Here is a 20265-nt window from a genome sequence, read left to right on the forward strand (position 1 = left end):
AGAAGTTGCCTAGCCCGAAAAGCACAGGCCGTGCCAGTGTTGCCCGGCAACCCCGGAATACGCTTTCGCCCCTTGGCATCGCGCGGTCTTACTGGTCTGAACAGCTAGCGCCTACCCTCTGCCATCGCCCCCCTTTCGTGCAGCCACCTGCCCCGCTGCGTCAGCATGGGGCGATACTTGCCAGGCAACCGGTAAAGCCTTTAAAAAGCGCAGACCCCTTGCCAGCTGGTCTGAACAGATGCTCGACACACTCCCCCGCGCAGTTCCGGAAATCGCCTTGCAGGCTATCCGCAAACTGATCCAGGAAGGCGACTACCAGCCCGGTGATGCCCTGCCCTCCCAACGTGACCTGGCAGAGCAGTTGGGTGTAAGCCGCGCCTCCCTGCGCGAGGCGCTGTCCTCCTTGAGCGCCTTGGGGCTGGTGAGCGTACAACCGGGCAAGGGGGTATTCGTCCAGGCGCCGCCATCCGCCACCGGCTTCTCCTGGCCCTATGCCGAACAGGTATCCGCCGTCGATACCTTCCAACTGCGCTATGCACTCGAAGGGTTCGCCGCCGGCTTGGCGGCGCTGTACCTGACGGCAGCGGACATCGATGCGCTCGAAGCCAATGTCGAGTCGATGCGCCAGGAGCTGCGCGCCGGCAATTTCGAGGCCGCAGCGCGCCTGGACTTCGCCTTTCACCGCCGCCTGCTGGAAGCGAGTGGCAACCACGCCATGCTGCAGGTGATCACCACCAGCCAGGACATTTTCCTGGAGAGCCAGAAGCTGCCTTTCATTCGCCCTGAACGCGCCATGGAGACCTGGCAGGAACACCGCAAGATCCTGCGCCAGCTTGCCCGTGGCAACCAGACCGGAGCACAGCGTGCAATGCAGGAGCATATCCGCAACGCGGCATCGCGCACGAACGTGGTGTTCCCATGTTGACTAGTCCGCCAAACACCGGAATACCAGGCCTGCCGTGCATGACAGCACACAGCAACATCACGCTCACAGGGTAAGTGGAAAGGTTTCAGCATTGACCTGAATCAATCAAACGCCATAGGCGGTGTTGTAAACAGCACACCAAACATATGGGAATGCAGTTTGATGAGCGAGTCCAACCCGGCAACCAGAATTATCTGCAACAATCTTGAACTGGCCGATCAATTGCGCCAGTTGTTGGCGCCTGTAGCACCCGATTGCGAGGTGCTGAGTACGCCTGGCAATTGCAGCGTCGCCCCGCTTTGCCGCTGGCTCGGTGAAACCCAGTTGGGCTCGGCTGGGCAGATACAGGCTGCCTTGCTGGATGCCACCGAGGTTCTCGAACAGACCCGACACGCCTTCAAATCCCGCGAACTGGGGCTGCTGCGGCGACGCCTGGTTGCATTGCTGGATAAATTGTCGGAAGATCCCCAGTGATGTGAATGTGCCATCACCAGGTTCCGCCCTGCGGGAACCGGCTTTGCCGAGCAGGATAATAGGCCTGAAAGACGAAGCGCCGTGGCAACAAGTTCTTGAGCAGAACTTGTTGCCACGGCGCTTTTTTTTGTTCAGCAAAAAGGAATCTTCTCCAACACCGGGGGATGTGAATGAAGGTGACAAAAGACCTCGAGGAATTACTCAAGCGTATCCGTCTCGACCATGCGGAGATTGTCGAACGCTTTCGCTTTCTCGACTGGAGCGCCGAAGATGCCAGACGACTAGGCGTAGCAGCTCAGTACATGGCCCCGTCCCAGCAAGCTTTCGTCGACCATCTGTACCGTCACCTGGCGGAATTTTCCACGCCGTCCGCGTTGCTTCGCACGCCGGAAGTCACCGCCCGTTTGAAGCAGAGCCAGGCTGAGTATTACCAGCGCTTGTGGAGCGGCCCCTACGATGAAACCTACGTCAACGGCCGCCTGCGCATCGGTGTAATCCATCAGCAGATCGGGCTGGAGCTGAAGTGGTATCTCGGCAGCTATCGGCTTTACCTCGACGACATGCTTGAAAGCGTGTTCGGCGACAGCCCGGATGCCACGCTCTATTCAAGCCTGTTGAAGGCGGTGTTCTTCGACATGACGCTGGCCATCGATACCTACAGTGCGGCTCAGCACAAGGCGCTGGAAGATAGTGAGGCTCGCTTCGCCCGCGCGCTGCGCGGTGCCAACGACGGGCTGTGGGACTGGCATGTCGATCAGGACCGGCTTTACGTTTCAGAGCGTTGGGCCAGCATGCTCGGTCTCAGCCGCGACAGCATCGGCGAGAGCAGTTCCAGTTGGTTCGGTCGCGTGCACCCGGACGACCTGCCGGATTTTCGCCATGCCATCGATGCCCATCTTCAAGGGCAGACATCATCCGTTCACCACGAGTACCGTATCCGCAAGCACAACGGCGACTACATCTGGGTCCTCGTGCGGGGGGTCGCCGAAATGACCAACCCTGGCGAGCTACGCATGGCTGGCTCGCAGTCTGATATCAGTGCACGCAAGGATGCCGAGCAGCGCCTCCAGCATACCGCCCAGCATGACCCGTTGACCGGCCTGGCCAACCGCATCCGGCTTGACGAGCAAATGCAGAAGACCTTCAGGAAGCAGCGCAAGGGCGGTGACTACGAAGCGCTGCTGTTCATCGATCTGGACCGCTTCAAGTTGATCAACGATAGCCTCGGCCACAACGTCGGTGATCGCGTGCTGGTGGAAGTGGCAAGGCGCTTGAAAGAGTCGCTGCGCCCCACTGACCAACTGTTCCGCTTCGGCGGAGACGAATTCATCGTTTTGCTTCACGACCTCACCTGCGACCGCGACGCCGAGCAGATATCCCAACGCATCCTCGACAACCTGCACCAACCGCTGCACATGGACGGTCGAACCCTGGTGGTCAGCGCCAGCATCGGCATCGCTCCGTTGCACGACAATGGCAAAGCCCTGGATGTGCTGCAGGCTGCCGACCTTGCCCTCTACCGAGCCAAGTCTGCCGGCAAGGCGCGGTACGCCCACTACGACGAAACATTGCAAGATACCGCGCAGCAGCATCTGGAACTGGAATCCGCGCTAGGCCAGGCACTGCAACAGAATGAATTCGAACTGTACTACCAACCGATCTATCACCTGGACCAAGGGACACCTCTGGTGACCGGGGTCGAAGCGCTGTTGCGGTGGCGCCATGGCGAACGTCTGATCTCGCCACTGGAGTTCATCCCTGCGCTGGAGGAATCGGGAGAGATCATCCGCGTCGGCGAATGGGTACTGCGCCAGGCCTGTCAGCAGGCCCGGGCCTGGCAACTGGCCGGGCATGAGCGCCTGCGCTGCTCGGTGAACATTTCCAGCACGCAATTGCAACAAGCCGACTTCACCCTCCGGCTGATCGATATCCTGCAAGAAAGCGGCCTGCCTCCCGCCAGCCTGATCCTGGAGATCACCGAAAGCCAACTGATGCATGACGACATGGACACGCTGGCCTGTCTGCATGAGCTGACCAGCCTTGGTGTTCTGCTGGCGCTGGACGATTTTGGCACGGGTTACTCCTCGCTCGGCTACCTCACGCGCTTTCCGCTGCACATCCTCAAGCTCGACAAGAGCTTCATCACCGGCGTTCCTTACGAGAACAAACAGAGCGCGATCAGCCAGGCGATCATCGTTCTCGGCCGTAGCCTCGGCCTGGAAGTAGTGGCCGAAGGCATCGAGAGTTCGGCGCAACTCGAATTCGTGGTCGGTGAAGGCTGCCACTACGCCCAAGGCTACTGGTTCAGCCGGCCACAACCCGCCGCTCAGATACAACACCTGTTCAGCACAGAAGACCGTTTCGAAGGAAGCGCAGTTACGCGGCGCGTACCTGTCAGTTCAGGAGAAAAACAATGAAAACCAATCTTCCGGTCAGTGGTCGTGCCGTCGAATTCAGCGCAAACGCGAACATTCTTTCAACAACCAACCCAAAGGGCGCCATCACTTACGTCAATCCCGACTTCATCAACATCAGCGGATTCAGTGAATCCGAATTGCTCGGCGTCAATCACAACATCGTGCGCCACCCGGACATGCCGCCAGAAGCTTTTGCGCATATGTGGCAGACACTCAAGGATGGGCGCTCGTGGATGGGGCTGGTAAAAAATCGCTGCAAGAACGGTGACCACTACTGGGTCAGCGCCTACGTCACGCCGATGCAGCGCAATGGCGAAACAGTAGAATACCAATCGGTTCGCACGCTACCGGCCAAAGCGCTGGTGGAGGCTGCTGAACATCTCTATGCACAGTTGCGTAGTGGTAAAAAGACCAACTGCCTGCGTATGTCACGGCTGTCCGTCGGCATGCGTCTGGCACTTGCCAGCACTGGCGTGAACCTGCTGTGCTTTGCTGCCTTGGGCTTGCTGGGTGCGTTGTCCTGGAGCCATGCCGCTTTCTCCATGACGCTATCGAGCTTGCTGCTTGGCGGCGTGTTGCGCTTCAGCCTGCGCCCCCTCGACGCCCTTGCCCGAAAAGCCAGGAATATCGCCGACAATCCGCTGAGCCAGATTCTCTACAGCGGCCGCCGCGACCAGTTTGGCCAGATCGATTTCACCCTGCAAATGCTCGAAGCCGAGACCCGGGCAATAGTCGGACGCATTGCCGATTCGTCCCGCCAGTTGAGCAAGGAAGCCGAAGAGCTTCTGTCTGCAGTGGACAACAACAATTGCGCGACCCTCCGCCAGCAGGGGGAAACTGCCCAGGTTGCCAGCGCAATAACCCAGATGGCCAGCAGTGTGCAGGAAGTGGCGCGCAACGCTCAGCTCACCGCCAGCGCCGCGAACCTGGCCAACCAGGAATCCGACCGCGGCCACCAACTGGTCGAGCAGACCCGCCAGCACATTGATAGCCTCGCCAGCGAAGTGCAACAGACCAGCATGGTGATTCATCAACTGGAACAGCATGGCAATGAAATTGACCGCGTACTCGAGGTCATTCAAAGCATCGCCGAACAGACCAACCTGCTTGCCCTCAACGCCGCCATCGAGGCTGCCCGCGCTGGAGAGGCGGGCCGGGGTTTTGCGGTGGTCGCCGACGAGGTGCGCGGGTTGGCTTCGCGGACTCAGCAATCCACTGCTCACATCCAGGGCACCATCGACACCCTGCGGCGTTCCACGGGGGATGCCGTGCTTGCGATGCAGCGCAGTCACAGCATGGCCGGTGTCAGTGTAGAACAGGCACTGCTGGCTGCCCGGGCGCTGGACGGGATCACCCAGCGCGTAGATGAAATAAGCGGCATGAGCGTGCAGATCGCTGCCGCCGTAGAGGAGCAGAGCGCGGTGGGTGACAGCATCCAGTGCAACCTGGCCGATATCAGTCAAACCACCCAGAAAAGCGTGCTCGCCAGCAACCAGAGTCGAACCACTGCAGCCCATGTCGCCAGGCTGGCCGAGCGCCTTCAACTGCTGTCGGCGCAACTTTGGGGGCGCCAGCGCAATGGGTGACCGGTTCGCACCGTACTCCCAAGCCAACCCTCACAAGCCGGCCTGCGTGGTCGACCCCAGCTTGGGCGACTTCTGCAACAACCCTCGTGGCAACTGGAAACCTTTGAAAGGCTCTTGGGTTATAGGGTTGAAGGCTTTCTGCGCGTTAAGCCTGTAGCGCATCACGCCATCGCCGGTCCTGAAGCTCAGGTCCACGCTGGTCGCCGTGCGCCCATTGAGCGAGCCACGGCTGAGCAAGCGGAACATCGACCAGGGGCCACGGTACTCAAGGCTGCTGCTGTTCCCGTTCTGCCGGAGCAAGGTCAGGTTACTGCGTACCTGCTGCCCCAAGGTATTGGGCCAGACGATACCGGTGATCTGGCTCGGGCCATGGGTGTAGGGAATCAATTGGCCGTCCAGGTCCAGCAAGCTTGTACGCTGGTTGGCACTCAGGCCCAACGGCTCGATGCTGAACTGCACACTCAGGTTGCCGCGCTGATCAAAGAAGGTCTCGCGGATACGGTCTGCCCGCTCCAGCTGTTCGAGCACATCACTGCGGATCAGCGACTGCCCCTGCTGGCCGGCCTGCAGGGCTTCGAGGTTATCCCTCAGGAAGACCTTCAGGTATTGATCATGGAACTGCTGCAGCCGCCCCTTCGGCCCGAAGAAGGCCTCAAAGTCGTCCAGCGAGGCGTCGGGAGCCTTCACGACAAAGGGGTAGCGCCCTGCCAGGCGCTGCTGGAAGAAGCTGTATACCTCGGCGTCCCAGCGTCGCTCCAATTCGCGCAGGGCTTCGACATTCAGCACCTGTGCTGCTTGATCGGCCATCTTTCTGACCTGTTGGTTGATCGGTTCCGGTAAGCCGGTGGCCACCCGCTGCAGGGTGCCGATGGGGTCTTGCCCTGTCATCGAGAATCGCTGATGCACGGCCTGCAGCGCGGCCTTGCCTCGGTCGGGGCTGTCTTGCACCGCCTTGGCATAGTCGTGCACGGCCGCGATGGCACCAAGAGTTTCATCGTAGTAGCTGGGTTTCTCACCGGTTGCCTGCAGCATGGCACTCAGCCCGGCAAAGGCCCGCTGAATGGCCCAGGCCTGTTGTTGATCAGGCCTGCCACTTGTCGGTCGCAACGCTTCGACCTCCCCGGGTGCCTCAGCGACAACGGCTGATGAAAGCGAAGTGTTGTCCCTCACTGTGTCCAGCAACCGATGCAGGGGCGCTGCTGGCCCGGTCAACTGCCCCAGGATCGCTACGCCATGATCCAGGTCGCGGAAGTCAGCCACCGAAAAGGCATTCAAGGCACGACGCCAACTGTCAATGAAATCGGCGCTGTACAAGTTACGCAGCCGTTCGCCCAGCGCCTCCCGGTCGGCATCCGAGTAATCGAGCTGGCCACGCTCTCCAAGTGCCCACTGGTCGATCATGGCCATATCTGCAAACCGCTGACTACGTGGTTCGAAGTACTCTTTGAAGCCCTTGGCGGTGAGCATTGGCGCTATCAGGACACCCTCCCCCTGCCTGAAGCCGGGTGAGGAGTGATACACCACATCGAACGCTGGCCCCACCTGATGACGCAGGTCCAGGCCGGCATTCAACTGCTCTCCAGCCTGCTGTTTCAGGCTCGCGTACACCCGCTCTGGCAAAGGTACCTTGCGCAGGACCTGCTGCACCTCTGCAATACGCTGGCGATACTGCGGCAGATCGGTATCGGCATAGGCCAAGGCATACTGCAGGTGCCGCATGAGGTCGCCTTGCAATTGCCCCTGCCCGGGGAACTTCTGTTGCCACTGGCGGGCCATCCAGTCCTCGACCCATTCGGGGCGGCGGCTCTGGCGGTCCTCCAGCATTCGATAAACCCGAAGCGCAGCCATCTGCTGTTCACTGCCCGGCGGCGCAGCGTCCATGGCATCGATCACACCGCTGGCCAAGGCTGGCAGGAAGCGCCTGGAGAGCAAGCTCAGGTAGGCCTCATCGACGCGAGGGCCAATGGCGCGCCCCTGATACAAGCCAAGGTCGGAAACACCTGGCCACGCGGCACGATAGTTGCCAAACACCGACACGGCATCGCGTATCTGGTCCAGCGGTTCCAGCAGGTTGCGCCCGGTGGGGTCCAGACGCTGGTCCACTTCGTGATGACTGTACTCTCTGCTCTTGGCGAGCACGTTGGCGGCCTTGGCGCCATTGATGTCAAAGTAGCGTTGCCAACTGGCGATGGCGACACTGAAGGCCAGCACGCCTACTGCAGACCCCACCCAGAGCAACCGACGTTTGCTGCGCGCTACCTTGATGTTGTCCCCGGCAAGGCCGGCCTCCTGGTAGATGACTCGCCGGAAGGCGTGCTGAATGAAGTAGACCAGCGCCTGCCCCTGCGCCTTGCCTTCACGCAGCGGAAACTCGGTCTTGTACGGCTGTGCCGCCTCACGCACGAACGCATTGAGCATGTCGCCCTGCTGCAAGACCGAAGACCAGTACACGCCACGTACCAAGGCAGGCGTGGTGAAACGGTCACTTGCGAGGGTTTCTTTCAGGAAGGCCAACAGTATCGGACGCAGCCCGATCAACTGGGCATGCAACGAAAACAAGCGAACTCGCAACGGCGCACCGGCCAATACATCGAGCCGGTCCACTACCTGTTCAAACAATTGCCTTATCAACCGATCGTAATGATCGCCATATTCATCCAGCCAGGCATCGAACGTGCCGACCGCATCCAGTTTGAAGGTGAAGCCCAGCATGTTTTCCCGCATGGCGGCAGGAAGCCCAGCGTACAGCTGGTCGAAACCGTCCAGCAGATCGAATTTGGCCAGTACCACATACAGCGGCAGGCGCGAGCCCGACTGACTGCTCACTTCATACAGCCGCGTGCGTAGCACATGCGCCAAGGCGACACGTTGCTCAGGCGTGCCATGCAGTAGCGCAGGCAGGTCAACGACCAACAGCAAGCCATTTAGTGCTCTCTGGCTTCGGTTACGTACCAGCCAGCCCAGCATGTGTTCCCACAACCTGGCCGAGGTGGCGGGTGGCGCTTTCGACGTGTCTGACTCCTCGGCTGATGAACCTGCCAACGATTCCTGACGGACGAAAGCGCCCGGCGGGTCGATGATCACCGCATCGTTACTGACCCACCAGCCTATCGGATAAGCCAGCACCTGCGCTTGCCTGCCTCGCGCTTGTGCCTTGTCGATGCGGGTCAGGGAAAAACTCTGTTCGGTACGGTCGATGAAGCTGGTCTTGCCGGCCTGTTGGTCGCCCACCACCAGATACCACGGCAGTCGGTACAAGGCACGCCTGCCACCCGCATTGTCCAGATAGCGTGCCAGCCCTTGGTCCAAGGCTTTCTCCTGTGCCTGGACGAAAGGCAACACGTTGTCCAGTTCAGCGTCCACCGCCTGCTTGCGTTCGGCCTGCAAACGGCGAAAACGCCTGCGCAGCACCACAAGCCAGCAGAGTAGCGGCACCAACACCAGCGCCAGGCTGGCCAAACCGCGATGCGCCACGCTAGCCAGCGGCTGCTGCCCGCGCCAGACCCATTGCGGGCCGAGCCACCAGATTGCAACCAGCATCAATGCGGCACCCAACCCGAGCAGCAGCGGCATGGCCAGGCCGATACGGGCCACCAGGGGCAAGCCCCAACGTTTAAGATGCTTCCACAGTTGATTCATCCTGACTCCCGTTCCTTGTTCCAATCAGCCCTTGATGGACCGTGCACGCGTACTGCTGAAGGCGTTGAAACACCGCAGGCTCCCAGGCGCTGGCGGTGGTTTCCTGCATCGTTCGGGCAACGCCTGCGCACAAGTCCTGGGCCAACCAGGACACGCCCCGAGCAGCCAGCAGATCAGCCGCGATCACCGTGGTATGGCAGCGCTCACGCAGGCTGCGGAAGTCCGCCTGCATGCCCTGCAGCCTGAGCAACACCGCTTCCACGCCGCTGGTTTCCAGTTGGCAGGCCAACTCCTCTCGCAACGTGGCGAATTCCTGAGAGGCTGCGTCCGAATCGGATTGCCCTTGCGCCCCCCTGAGCCACGCCAGACATTGGTCATCGACAAATACCTTGCCGTCGCTGAAGCACAACTGCTGCAGCGCGGGCATGCGCTGCACAAACCGCGCGGTCGCAGCGCGAATGGCCTCAGCCACCTCGCCCATCGCCAGCCGCGTGGCAGCGCTCGCTGCCAGAAAGCTGCCGCGAATCCAGTAGGGGCAAGCCGTCACGCTCTTTTCGATCCGCTGCAGCAGGGCCGCGTCGATTGCAGTAGCGGCAATGGCATCTTCATAGTCCCCGGCAATGTCCTGCGGCACCGCCATCAGCTCCGTGCGGTTGCCCTGCCTGGTTTGAGGCGGCGTCTGGATGTGCGCCCACAAGCCGAACCGACGCAACTGGTAGCCAGCAGGATCGTAAGGGTCCTGTTGATTGATCAGCTCGGCCATGGTCAGCATGGCCCTTCGTGATTCGCGCTCGTTGCCCAACGACACACGGGGCGTCGGCGTGGCAATGACCTCGGCCAGTGGCGCAGACTTGATGCCCTTTGCAGGGGGCTTGTCCGTGGTGGGCTCGGCAAGGCCGTTTGAAAGTTCCGTGTGCTTGCGTAGCAGGCGCTCCAGTTCGCCAAGGGCCGCTTCATCGAGCTGCGCTGCTTCCCGCTGCTGTTGCAGGCGTTGCAGCGCGCCCTGAGCCGCCGCGGCGTGCGCGGGGCTGAACGTGAAGCGGTCCAGGCGCGGCAACGCCACGAGCAAACGGTTGAGCATCATGCCAACCAGCTTGCGCTTGCCGAGGAACCCTTTGGGGCCCGGTTTCGGGTATGCGCTTTCCCAATAGGCTTCGACCATGCCGGCCAGCAGTGCGAGGGTCAAACCCCAGCGCTCCCAGCATTGGCTGCGCAGCCAAGCGACACCCAGGTGCGCGACAATGCGCAGGTGCTTGCACTCCTGGCCCAGGTACTGGCGGGACGCTTCTTCGATATAGGCCCAGTCGATGGAAGGCTCCTGCAGCCCACCCAGCTTGACCATTTCCTGGTCAATGGCCTGGTAGGTTTCGTTCTCCACATCGAACAGGCCGGCACGGTTCTGCGCGTCGATGGGGGCAAGCAACCGGGCAATTTCCTGTGCGGTGACCTCTGCTACCAGCGACATGCCTTGCGCGCCTCATCGATGAGTGGGTCCAGCCCCTGAGCGTCGAAAACCAGCCCATCAACGGCTGGGTTGTCGCTCTCGACCTGAATGCGATGGGCCCCGATCAGTGGCTTGATCTGCTCGATGCCCGGCAAGCCCCTGCCAGCGTCAAGCACCTGGCCGTTCTCCGTCACCTGCCAGGGTGTAGCGAGGGTGGAGCCACGCTCCCCCTGCAATCGCACCATCACCCGGCCGGCATCGACGGGTTGTGCGGTAACCAGTTGCAACCTGGAAATGTTCTGCACACAACTGATCACCAGGTAGGGGTGCGGTGCGACCGAAGCGATTGCGGGCGCCGAGATCATCAGCCCGTCATCCCCTTTTTCGAGGCGAAACGTCAGCTCCTCCGGCGACCGCCCCGCCTCATGGGTCATCACACGACGCAGCGTGGGCGAATCCTGCTCCGGCGCGGACCATTGCAGTTTCGTCACATGTGCCGGGGTGCCAGCGGCCTGATCGAAACAAGCCAAGCGCTCGACGTTGGAGACGATCTGCGGGCAGTCCCTGGTCTGGCTTGCCAAACTTGGCGCCAGGGAGAGCAACATCGAAAGGCCAACGCCATATGCATAGCGAAGAATCATATTGGCTTTACTCACTCGTAAAATATTGCAACAGTGCCACCCGACTGGCCAGTCACGGTTTAATAGCAGTCATCCACACAACTACCGAATAGTGGAGCACCGAAACGAAACAAAGGCTAGTACAGAAAAAATCATATTCACAACCAAATATTTCCTTACACTTTCACACTCGACGCACAATATTTTTTCGGTGCATGGTTTTTTACACGCACATAGCGAGACTCCAATTACGTTTAAATTTAAACATAACTTTGTAGGACGCTTCCTACATATATCCAAACTTCACGAAGGCTGACATCCATGAATAAAAGCTCAGGCTCCGTTGCACCCAAAGAACGCATAAACATCAAGTACGTACCGGCCACCGACGGCGAACAAGCCGAGGTAGAGCTGCCGCACAAGATGTTGGTACTAGGCGATTTCGGCCTGGATGATGCCCGCGCGCTGGAAGACCGTTCGATCATGCGAATCGACAAACACAGTTTCAACAATGTGTTGAACGACGCCGATGTCAGCCTCGCCATGTCCGTGCCATCCATGCTCAGCACTGCCCCCGACGCAGAGCTGGCGGTCAACCTGCAGTTCAAGTCCATCAACGATTTCGGGCCAGACAGCATCGCCCGCCAGGTACCGGAGCTGAACAAGCTGCTGGAGCTTCGCGAGGCATTGGTCGCGCTGAAAGGCCCACTGGGCAACGTGCCCACGTTCCGCAAGCAACTGCAGCACCTGCTGAATAACGAACAGGCACGCAAACAACTGGCTGAAGAACTTGACCTGGTGCTCGAGGCGCCAAAAGAAGACTGAGACAATGGAGCGTCCCCATGCCAAAGCAAAACAGCACGACCGTCGCGGTTGAAACAACAACCGAACCACTGAGCAACGCCACCCTGCTCGACCAGATCATGGCAGAAACCAAGTTGGCACCTACTCAAGAGGGCTATCAAGTCGCTCGCCAGGGTGTATCTGCTTTTATTGCCGAGATCCTTAAAAGCCATGACCCTGATCAACTCATCAACAAACATCGTGTCGACCAGATGATCGCTGAACTGGATCGAGTGCTCAGCAAGCAGATGGATGCCATCCTGCATCAACCCAAGTTTCAGCAACTTGAATCCGCGTGGCGCAGCCTCAAACTTTTGGTCGACCGAACCGACTTTCGTGAGAACATCAAGCTTGAAGTCTTGCATGTCAGCAAAGATGACTTGCTCGATGACTTCGAGAATGCCGCCGACATCACTTGCAGCGGCATATACAAGCATGTTTACACCGCAGGTTATGGCCAATTTGGTGGTGAACCCGTTGCTGCGATGGTTGGCAACTACAGCTTCGGCCCCTCTTCTCCCGATATAAAACTGCTGAGTTACATGGCCTCGGTCGGTGCCATGGCACACGCACCTTTTCTCGCGGCGCCCTCTCCTGAGTTCTTCAATCTGAGCAGCTTTGAAGAACTGCCCAATCTGAAGGAGATCAAGGACATTTTCGCCGGCCCCCGGCATGCCAAGTGGCGTGCGTTCCGCGAAAGCGAGGATGCCCGTCATACCGGGCTGACCGGGCCGCGATTCATGCTCCGCTCTGCCTATCACCCGCAAGAAAACCCGGTCCAGAGCTTCACCTACGACGAGGACATCGCCGGGCAGCACGACAACTATCTGTGGGGCAACTCCGCCTTCCTGCTGGCCAGCTGCATCAATGACAGCTTTGCCCGCTACCGCTGGTGCCCGAACATCATCGGCCCGCAGTCGGGTGGTGCCGTCGAGGACCTGCCGGTGCACCTGTACGAGTCACTGGGTCAGCTGCAGGCCAAGATTCCGACCGAAGTCCTGATCTCCGACCGCAAGGAGTTCGAGCTGGCCGAAGAGGGCTTCATCGCCCTGACCATGCGCAAGGACAGCGACAACGCCGCGTTCTTCTCGGCCAACTCGGTACAGAAGCCGAAGAACTTCCCCAAGACCCCGGAAGGCCTGCAAGCGCAAACCAACTACAAGCTCGGCACCCAGCTGCCCTACCTGTTCATCGTCAACCGGCTGGCCCACTACATCAAGGTGCTGCAGCGCGAACAGATCGGTAGCTGGAAAGAGCGCAAGGACCTTGAGTCCGAACTGAACAAATGGATCAGGCAGTACGTGGCCGACCAGGAGAACCCGTCAGCCGATGTGCGCAGCCGCCGCCCGTTGCGTGCTGCAAGGGTCGAGGTGTCGGACGTTGCCGGTGACCCGGGCTGGTATCAGGTCTCGCTCGCCGTGCGCCCGCACTTCAAGTACATGGGGGCGAATTTCGAGATCTCCCTGGTCGGCCGGCTTGATACCCAATGAGTGGATTTTTCGACCGTTTGGTGACGGATCAACTCGCAAGCCGGGTGCCGTCCAGGCAAGAGAACGCTACCCAGAAGTTCGCCGCCATCAAGCGCCACCTGGAAACGCTGCTCAATGCTCGCCAGGGTTGCTCGCAAAGCAGCCCTGAGCTGGGCCTGAGTGACTTCAACGGGCACGACGCAAGCAGCGGCGACCTGCTGAAACAGGTGAGCGCGGACATCCGCCGTACCATTCAGCGCTTTGAGCCGCGTGTGCACGTGCGCGCGCTCAAGGCCGTCCCCGATTGCCATGCCCCGCTGGAACTGCATTTCAGGCTGGACTGCCACGTGCAGGTCAACAACCACACGGAACAGCTGCAACTGGAGCTGCTGGTCAATGGCCATAACCGCCACACCCGAGTGAGGTGACCTATGTCACTCAAGGACCGATTCAGCGAAGAGTTGCGTTACCTCCATGAACTGGGGAACGACTTCGCCCAGGACAACCCACAACTTGCCCGCCTGCTCGGCAAGGGTGGCAGCGACCCGGATGTCGAACGCCTGATGGAAGCCTTTGCATTCCTCACGGCCAAACTGCGGCTCAAGCTGGAGGACGACCTGCCCGAACTGACGCACCCCATGCTGCAGTTGCTGTGGCCCAACTACCTGCGGCCCCTGCCGAGCGCCACGATCATCCAGTTCACGCCGCGCAAGCAAGCGCTCAGCCAGTCGCAACCCATCGCCAAAGGCTCGCGGTTGTTCTCCAGCCCCGTGGATGGGGTGCCCTGCGAATTCCGCACCTGCACGGCGGTGGACATTCACCCGTTCGAGATCGAGTCGGTGAATGCAACCCAGACACTCGACAGTTCGGTGGTTCGCATCGGCCTGCAAACCTTGGTCGAGCGGCCGCTGAACACCCTGGGTTGCGCCAGCCTCGACTTTCACCTGAGCGGCGATACCCAAACTGCTCGCACGCTGTACCTGTGGATCGCTCAATACCTCAAGCATGTCTGCGTGACAGTCAATGGTGGGGTACGCCGGCTGCCGGCCAGCAGCATCGTGTTCCCAGGCTTCAGCCCGGACGAAGCGCTGCTGCCTTACCCACAGAACGTCTTTGACGGTTACCGGATCCTGCAGGAGTACTTCGTATTTCCCGAGCGTTTCCACTTCGTCAGCATCACCGGCCTGGAGAAAATCTGGCCTGATCAAGCGACTCAGCGGGTAGGCCTCGAGTTTCACTTCACCCGACAGTTACCGGATTCGCTGCGTGTCGGCAAAGCAGACTTCAGCCTGTTCTGCACCCCGGCAGTGAACCTGCTCAGCCACAGCGCCGAGCCCATCGACCTGTCCAACCGGCCCGCCCAGGTCGAGCTTGTGCCCAGAGGCAAGGAGCGGCACGCCTATGAAATCTTCAGTGTCGATCGGGTCATCAGCACCCGCACCACGACAGACGGAAGTACCGGCGAACACCTGAGAACCTTCCGCCCCTTCGAGTCGTTCGCCCATGAGATCGAGCATGTGCAAGGGCGCACGGCGCTGTACTACCGCTACACACTCGAGGACTCCCTGCGCGGCGATGGCGTCACCCATCGCATCGCTTTCGTGCGCGCCGATGCCAACGCCTACATTGGCGAACTGGAAACAGCGTCCATCGACCTGACCTGCACCAACCGCGACCTGCCGCTGGCGTTGGGTATCGATGACATCAACGTGCTCACCGAGATCACGCCGCCGCTGGCCACCTATACCAACATCCGTGCCCCCACCCGCCCCTACCGGCCGGTGCTGGATGGCCAGTTGCAGTGGGCCCTGATCTCCAACATGTCGCTCAACTACCTGTCGCTGCTCTCGGCCGAGCCGCTGAAAGCGGTCATCCGCGCTTACGACTTCGCGGCCTTGCACGACATCCAGCAGACACGCACCACCCGCAAACGCCTCGATGGCATCCGTGATGTGCAAACAGAGCCGCTGGACTGGCTGATCAAGGGCCAGCCCATTCGTGGCTTGCGCACGCGGCTGAAGCTGGACCAAAGCGCATTCCTCTGCGAAGGCGACCTGTACCTGTTCGGTTGCGTGCTCGCGCACTTCTTCGCCCTGTACGCCAGCATCAATTCCTTCCACCAACTGGAAGTGATCAACACCACCAACAACGAGCACTACACATGGCCAATCCAGACCGGCAAGCAACCGCTGATCTAGCCGACAAGCTGTTCGCCGAGGCGCACCAGTACAACTACTTCCAGTTGCTGGAACGCCTGCACGGCTTGCACGGGGATGACCTGGAACCACGCTGGCCAGATCAGGCCACCCGGCTGAGGGTGCGGCTTGCCAGTGACCCGCGGCTGAGTTTCCCGGTTTCCGACATATACAAGGTCGAACGCATGCCCGGGGAAGCTGACCGCTATCGCGTGTGCACCACCTTCATGGGCTTGCATGGCACCGACTCGCCGTTGCCCACCTATTACCTGGAGCAGGTGGCATACGAGCATGCACAGGGCATCGGTGTGCGGCCGGCGTTCTTCGATTTCTTCAACCACTACCTGCTCAGCCTGCTGCATCGCATCTGGCGTAAATATCGCTACTACATCCGCTTTCAGCCGGGAGCTACCGATGGGTTCTCCCAGTACATCTTTGCCCTGCTCGGGTTGAATGACAGGCAGTTGCGCGGGGACACGGCACTGCCGTGGAGCCGGCTGCTCAGTTTCGCCGGCGTCATTGCCAGCCGCAGCCGTGCGCCGGGCACGGTCGCCGGCATCATCGCCCACTGCTTCGACTTGAAGCAGGTACAGATCCGCGAGTTCGAAACCCGCTCGGTCCCCACTGCCGCCAAGCAACTGGTCAGCCTTGGCCGCAGCAACGGCGAGCTGGGCAGCACCTTCATGGTGGGCAGCCGCACGCGAACACGCAGCAGCAAGTTCACCATCGTGATCAGCGAACTCGACCCAGCGCAATTGCGTGACCTGCTGCCCAGCGGCATCAACTTCGGCCGGTTACGGGCACTGATCGACTTCCTGCTGCGGGATGGCCTGGCCTATGACCTGGAGCTGCGCCTGAAGCAGAACGCACTGCCGCCCTTCTGCCTGCACCGTAGCCTGGGTGCCTACCTGGGCTGGACCAGCTTCGTCGATGACCGTCACGGCCAGAGCAGCCCTGTGGTGCGGTTCCGGGGGCGCTCATGAGCACTTTGACCTTGAGCATCACCAACCTGGATCAGTTGCAACACAACGTCACTGCCCGACATCAGTTCGACTGCACAGGCGGCACCATCGGCAGCGCGAAGGCCACCTGGCGGATCAACGATCGTGAGCAGACCGTTGCACCGATCCATTGCGAGATCCGCTGGATCGAGGGCAGCTTCTGCGTCATCGATCGCTGTCAGCGTACCTACCTGAACGACAGCCTCCACAGCCTGGGGTCGCTTACCGCCAGGCGGCTGCTCGAGGGTGACCAGTTGCGTATTGGCGCCTATCGGCTGCAGGCCCAGCTTGCGCAGGCCGATGCACGCTCACTGGAGGACCTGTTCAGCCCTGAACAGAGAACCCTTGATCACTGGTTGCTGGATGTTCCACCCGAGGCTTGTCATGCCGCTGCAGCCGCCCCCCAGACTGTCGCGGACATCTGCTCGGCATTCGAACCGGGCATGGGCAACGACCCCTTGGCGGCACTGGACACAGAGGCAGGGCCGGCGCAGCAGAGCCCACTGGAACGCCTGATTGCAGGAGAACGCCCATGATGCGTCCGACATTCGTGGCCGGCCTGCTGACGGCGCTGATCGGGCTCTCGGGTTGCACGTCCCTGAGCAAGATTGGCCAGGTGGTGATGGACCCGTCATTGCCCGTCGGACCGCCCGGGGAACACCCCACCCAGGTCGCGTTCAGCATCAACGCCAGCCCAACGCTCAATGGCAACCCGAACAGCCTTGAGGTCGCGCCCGAGCCCGGGCCGGTTGTGGAGCCCAGCCCTTACGCGGTCAGCCTGAGCGCAGGCGACCCCTACGTGCTGACCGAGAAAGTCGGGGCCTTGTTCGAGTATCTGCTGGAACAGTTCCCGGCCATGTCGCCCGTCGATTCGCCAGTTGACGATGGCGAGGATCCGGCGCGCTCCCCCATGGAAGAAAGTACCCCGGGCAGCTACGACGACCCGACCGTGGTGCTGACCTTGCCGCGCACCACCACCGTGGCCACCGAACCCGTCGCTACGCCCATGGCCGTGAAGATCCTGCAACTGCGCGACGACTCTCTCTTGCGCAACAGCGTTTACGAACTGCTGGACAAGGACCCTGCCCAGGCACTGCGCAGCACCTACATACGCGATGACGATTACCTGCTGCGCCCTGGCCAGTTCAAGTTCATCCCCTTTGCGCCCATCGAGGCCGAAACGCGCTTCGTCGCGGTGATCGCCGACTACCGGAACCAGGAAAACGCCACCTGGAGCCAGGTGCTGCGCATTCCGCCCCGCGGGCACCAGATCATCCTGTCGGTGTTGCTCAACGACACGCAGCTCCTGCTCAAGGAGGAAGACTGATGGCGCCTGTAACCCCGCCCTTCTCGCTTACTCACGCTGACATGGAGCGCTCATGAGTTCACGTAACCCTGTCCTGTGGCCGGAAGGCCTGTTCGTCAAACCGCAGCATTTCCAACAGGCCGCCCGTGCCGCCGAAGCGGCCCTGCATCAACGTCTTGGCAGCCTGAACGCAGCCTTCTATGGCTTCAGCGAATTGCAGTTGAACGACGAGTATCTGAGCCTGGGCAAGGTCGCCATCACCCGTGCACGGGGCATCATGCCGGACGGCACGGTGTTCGATATCCCTGCAGACCTGCCACCACCGCCACCGCTGGAAATCGAAGACGACGGCGCGAAGGACAGCGAGATCTACCTGTGCCTGCCGCTGCGCACCGAAGGTGGCCGTGAGGTGAGCTGGCCCGATAACCCCGCCAACTTCCGTTACAGCGCCCAGTCCCTGGAAATCAAGGACACGCACAGCGCCGACGGTGACCTGGTGCAGGTTGACCTGGCGGTGCCCAACCTGCAGCTCAAACGCAAGGCCGACGACAGCAGCGCCTACACCCGCCTGGCCGTGACGCGCATTCTGGAGCGGCGCCCCGATGGCAGCCTGCAACTGGATGAAGGCTTCTATCCCACCAGCGTTTCAGTGCGCGCCGTACCCGCGCTGCAACGGTACCTGGAAGAAATCACCAACTCCCTGCGCGAACGTGCGCGCAACCTCGCCGCCCGCATTGGCGCCTCAGGGCAGTCCGGCATCGCCGACATTCGTGACTTCAACCTGCTGCAGGCCATGAACCGCTGGTGGCCATGCTTCCAGCATCTGGCCAGGCAAGGGCAGACCCACCCCGAACAGTTGTACCTGTGCATGAGCCAGGCCTGTGGCGAGTTCGTGACGTTTACCGACGAGAGCCGGCTGCCGCAGGAATACCCCGCCTATCACCATACCGCGCTACGCACCTCCTTCAAGCCGCTGGAGGACACGCTACGCCGGGCACTGAGCACGGTGCTGCAACCTCGCGCCGTTTCGCTGCCGCTGGAGACGCTGGAGTACGGCTTGCTGACAACCACGCTGGAGGATCGCCGCCTGATCGACGAAGCCGACTTCATTCTGGCAGTGCGAGCCCACATGCCGCCTCAGACATTGCGTCGAATGTTCGTGCAGAAGGCAAAGGTCGTCTCGCTGGAGTCGTTGAACGAGGTAGTGCCGCTGCAGCTTCCGGGGATTCCACTGGTGCCGCTGCCCGTGGCACCTCGGGATCTGCCCTTCCATGCAGGCTTCACCTACTTCGAGCTGGACCGTCGTTCCCCGGCTTGGGCGGGCATGGAGGCATCCAGTGGCTTCGGTATCCACGTCGCGGGGGAGTTCCCGGGGCTGGAACTGCAGTTCTGGGCGATCAGGAGCGAATGAAATGAAACAAGAAAACAGCCCCCCAACTGATGCCGAACAGGTCGAAAGCGAGCAACTGCACGCGATGCTCGAGGCGTCATTGTCCAACGACTCACCCGCACCAACAGCGGCTGATGGCCCTGAGCGAACGCCAAAGGCAGAGCCGGTGTATGAAGGCTACCCGGCAGACCCAGACTTCCAGCTACGTGGCGGCTACGACAACCTGATGCTGGATGCCGCCGCCCCTCTATTCGGCCTGGTGATACGCCTGCGTACCCTAGATGCCTTGCCCAACATCAAGGACGTGCATCAGCAAGTGCGTAACCAGATCGAAAACGTGCGGGAAGAGATGCGCCAGCACGGCTACGAGCCCGCTCAGTTGCTGGCGTACTCATACGGTCTTTGCCTTTTCATCGATGAAGCTGTCATGGACAGGCCTTGGGGTAAAACCAGCTGCTGGAGCCAGGAACCCCTGCTCAGCATTTTCCACGACGAAACTTGGGGTGGAGAGAAAGTCTTCACCGTACTGTCGCGCCTCATGCAGGAACCCATACGTTATCAGGACGTGCTGGAGTTCATGTACTTCGCGCTGTGCCTTGGTTTGAAAGGCAAGTACGCCATCGCCCCGAAGGGCGAAGAATCCCTCAACGCACTGATACACCAACTCCACGGGATTATCCGAGAACTGCGCGGCCCGACTCCGGAGACCGTCTGCGACCCATACACCAACGTCGCCCCAAGCAACTTCCGCATGAACCGGCAATGGCCGTGGTGGAGTCCGTTGGTCATTTCCGCCCTCGCCATGGCGGTGGCCTACGGCATCTACAGCTACCGGCTGCACCTCATTACCACCGAGGTGCTGGAGTCGCTGAACGGCATCTTGCAGCAGTAGCGAGCCCACACACGGCTCACCTGATTTCAAGGAATTAGCGAAGCGTTTGCTTCGTTGACAAGCC

Annotated in this window: 16 protein-coding genes; 12 read left to right on the forward strand and 4 right to left on the reverse strand. The window is 60.8% G+C overall.

The window, feature by feature from the left end; translation table 11 throughout:
• The first annotated feature begins 238 nt into the window (after nt 1-238).
• Nucleotides 239-925 carry a FadR/GntR family transcriptional regulator gene (locus tag GEV38_RS18060; RefSeq protein ID WP_054572474.1) on the forward strand — a complete coding sequence of 229 codons (687 nt, stop codon included), beginning with the start codon at nt 239-241 and terminating at the stop codon, nt 923-925.
• A gap of 105 nt (nt 926-1030) precedes the next feature.
• Here the strand turns inward: GEV38_RS18060 and GEV38_RS18065 are convergent, their stop codons facing one another.
• Nucleotides 1031-1537, reverse strand: coding sequence for a hypothetical protein (locus tag GEV38_RS18065; protein ID WP_170977495.1), 507 nt, complete (start codon nt 1535-1537; stop codon nt 1031-1033).
• A 32-nt stretch (nt 1538-1569) separates the two neighbouring features.
• On the opposite strand from GEV38_RS18065, the gene GEV38_RS18070 reads away from it, so the two are divergent.
• Together GEV38_RS18070 and GEV38_RS18075 are read left to right on the forward strand one after the other, a co-directional pair.
• Entirely contained in the window at nt 1570-3816 is a 2247-nt protein-coding gene (locus tag GEV38_RS18070) for a bifunctional diguanylate cyclase/phosphodiesterase (protein ID WP_054572473.1), read from the forward strand.
• Entirely contained in the window at nt 3813-5402 is a 1590-nt protein-coding gene (locus GEV38_RS18075; protein WP_054572472.1) for a PAS domain-containing methyl-accepting chemotaxis protein, read from the forward strand. The genes GEV38_RS18070 and GEV38_RS18075 overlap by 4 nt, the downstream gene beginning before the upstream one ends.
• Nucleotides 5403-5432: 30 nt before the next feature.
• Here the strand turns inward: GEV38_RS18075 and tssM are convergent, their stop codons facing one another.
• Genes tssM through vasI form a run of 3 tightly spaced genes read right to left on the reverse strand, consistent with a single transcriptional unit; the run spans nt 5433 to nt 11066 of the window.
• Nucleotides 5433-9041 (reverse strand): type VI secretion system membrane subunit TssM, encoded by a 3609-nt coding sequence (gene tssM / locus GEV38_RS18080; RefSeq protein ID WP_054572471.1) that lies wholly within the window; start codon nt 9039-9041, stop codon nt 5433-5435.
• On the reverse strand, nt 9016-10506 hold the full coding sequence (gene tssA, locus GEV38_RS18085) for a type VI secretion system protein TssA (protein ID WP_015271026.1): 1491 nt from the start codon (nt 10504-10506) through the stop codon (nt 9016-9018). Before tssA ends, tssM begins: the two co-directional genes overlap by 26 nt.
• The gene (gene vasI, locus GEV38_RS18090) at nt 10494-11066 is read right to left on the reverse strand and encodes a type VI secretion system-associated protein VasI (protein WP_226989588.1); all 573 of its coding nucleotides are present in this window, start codon (nt 11064-11066) and stop codon (nt 10494-10496) included. Before vasI ends, tssA begins: the two co-directional genes overlap by 13 nt.
• Before the next feature lie 360 nt (nt 11067-11426).
• Here vasI and tssB point away from each other — a divergent pair, with 360 nt between their 5' ends.
• The 9 genes from tssB to icmH are packed head-to-tail and all read left to right on the forward strand — an operon-like array spanning nt 11427 to nt 20201.
• A complete protein-coding gene (tssB, locus tag GEV38_RS18095; protein WP_003258364.1) occupies nt 11427-11930 on the forward strand; it encodes a type VI secretion system contractile sheath small subunit in 504 nt (167 codons plus the stop codon).
• Between the two features lie 17 nt (nt 11931-11947).
• Nucleotides 11948-13438 (forward strand): type VI secretion system contractile sheath large subunit, encoded by a 1491-nt coding sequence (gene tssC, locus GEV38_RS18100; protein ID WP_015271028.1) that lies wholly within the window; start codon nt 11948-11950, stop codon nt 13436-13438.
• Nucleotides 13435-13845, forward strand: coding sequence for a type VI secretion system baseplate subunit TssE (gene tssE / locus GEV38_RS18105; RefSeq protein ID WP_025339895.1), 411 nt, complete (start codon nt 13435-13437; stop codon nt 13843-13845). Before tssC ends, tssE begins: the two co-directional genes overlap by 4 nt.
• A gap of 3 nt (nt 13846-13848) precedes the next feature.
• The gene (gene tssF / locus GEV38_RS18110; protein WP_054572469.1) at nt 13849-15615 is read left to right on the forward strand and encodes a type VI secretion system baseplate subunit TssF; all 1767 of its coding nucleotides are present in this window, start codon (nt 13849-13851) and stop codon (nt 15613-15615) included.
• Nucleotides 15579-16595 (forward strand): type VI secretion system baseplate subunit TssG, encoded by a 1017-nt coding sequence (gene tssG, locus GEV38_RS18115; protein WP_054572468.1) that lies wholly within the window; start codon nt 15579-15581, stop codon nt 16593-16595. The genes tssF and tssG overlap by 37 nt, the downstream gene beginning before the upstream one ends.
• A complete protein-coding gene (locus tag GEV38_RS18120) occupies nt 16592-17149 on the forward strand; it encodes an FHA domain-containing protein (protein ID WP_054572467.1) in 558 nt (185 codons plus the stop codon). The genes tssG and GEV38_RS18120 overlap by 4 nt, the downstream gene beginning before the upstream one ends.
• Entirely contained in the window at nt 17146-17940 is a 795-nt protein-coding gene (gene tssJ, locus GEV38_RS18125; RefSeq protein WP_054572466.1) for a type VI secretion system lipoprotein TssJ, read from the forward strand. Before GEV38_RS18120 ends, tssJ begins: the two co-directional genes overlap by 4 nt.
• A 52-nt stretch (nt 17941-17992) precedes the next feature.
• Nucleotides 17993-19330, forward strand: a complete 1338-nt coding sequence (gene tssK / locus GEV38_RS18130) for a type VI secretion system baseplate subunit TssK (protein WP_054572465.1) — start codon at nt 17993-17995, stop codon at nt 19328-19330.
• Nucleotide 19331: 1 nt separating this feature from the next.
• A complete protein-coding gene (icmH, locus tag GEV38_RS18135; protein ID WP_054572464.1) occupies nt 19332-20201 on the forward strand; it encodes a type IVB secretion system protein IcmH/DotU in 870 nt (289 codons plus the stop codon).
• Nucleotides 20202-20265 lie beyond the last annotated feature (64 nt).

Source organism: Pseudomonas sp. 13159349 (genome assembly GCF_013305685.1).
Lineage (GTDB): Bacteria > Pseudomonadota > Gammaproteobacteria > Pseudomonadales > Pseudomonadaceae > Aquipseudomonas > Aquipseudomonas asiatica.

Excerpts from the sequence above, each read along its gene's own strand:
- GEV38_RS18120 (WP_054572467.1), top strand. The coding sequence starts at position 16,592 with ATGAGCACTTTGACCTTGAGCATCACCAACCTGGATCAGTTGCAACAC.
- icmH (WP_054572464.1), top strand. The coding sequence starts at position 19,332 with ATGAAACAAGAAAACAGCCCCCCAACTGATGCCGAACAGGTCGAAAGC.
- GEV38_RS18060 (WP_054572474.1), top strand. The coding sequence starts at position 239 with ATGCTCGACACACTCCCCCGCGCAGTTCCGGAAATCGCCTTGCAGGCT.
- tssJ (WP_054572466.1), top strand. The coding sequence starts at position 17,146 with ATGATGCGTCCGACATTCGTGGCCGGCCTGCTGACGGCGCTGATCGGG.
- tssK (WP_054572465.1), top strand. The coding sequence starts at position 17,993 with ATGAGTTCACGTAACCCTGTCCTGTGGCCGGAAGGCCTGTTCGTCAAA.
- tssF (WP_054572469.1), top strand. The coding sequence starts at position 13,849 with ATGTCACTCAAGGACCGATTCAGCGAAGAGTTGCGTTACCTCCATGAA.
- tssG (WP_054572468.1), top strand. The coding sequence starts at position 15,579 with ATGGCCAATCCAGACCGGCAAGCAACCGCTGATCTAGCCGACAAGCTG.
- tssA (WP_015271026.1), bottom strand. The coding sequence starts at position 10,506 with ATGTCGCTGGTAGCAGAGGTCACCGCACAGGAAATTGCCCGGTTGCTT.
- tssC (WP_015271028.1), top strand. The coding sequence starts at position 11,948 with ATGCCAAAGCAAAACAGCACGACCGTCGCGGTTGAAACAACAACCGAA.
- GEV38_RS18070 (WP_054572473.1), top strand. The coding sequence starts at position 1,570 with ATGAAGGTGACAAAAGACCTCGAGGAATTACTCAAGCGTATCCGTCTC.
- tssE (WP_025339895.1), top strand. The coding sequence starts at position 13,435 with ATGAGTGGATTTTTCGACCGTTTGGTGACGGATCAACTCGCAAGCCGG.
- GEV38_RS18075 (WP_054572472.1), top strand. The coding sequence starts at position 3,813 with ATGAAAACCAATCTTCCGGTCAGTGGTCGTGCCGTCGAATTCAGCGCA.
- tssM (WP_054572471.1), bottom strand. The coding sequence starts at position 9,041 with ATGAATCAACTGTGGAAGCATCTTAAACGTTGGGGCTTGCCCCTGGTG.
- tssB (WP_003258364.1), top strand. The coding sequence starts at position 11,427 with ATGAATAAAAGCTCAGGCTCCGTTGCACCCAAAGAACGCATAAACATC.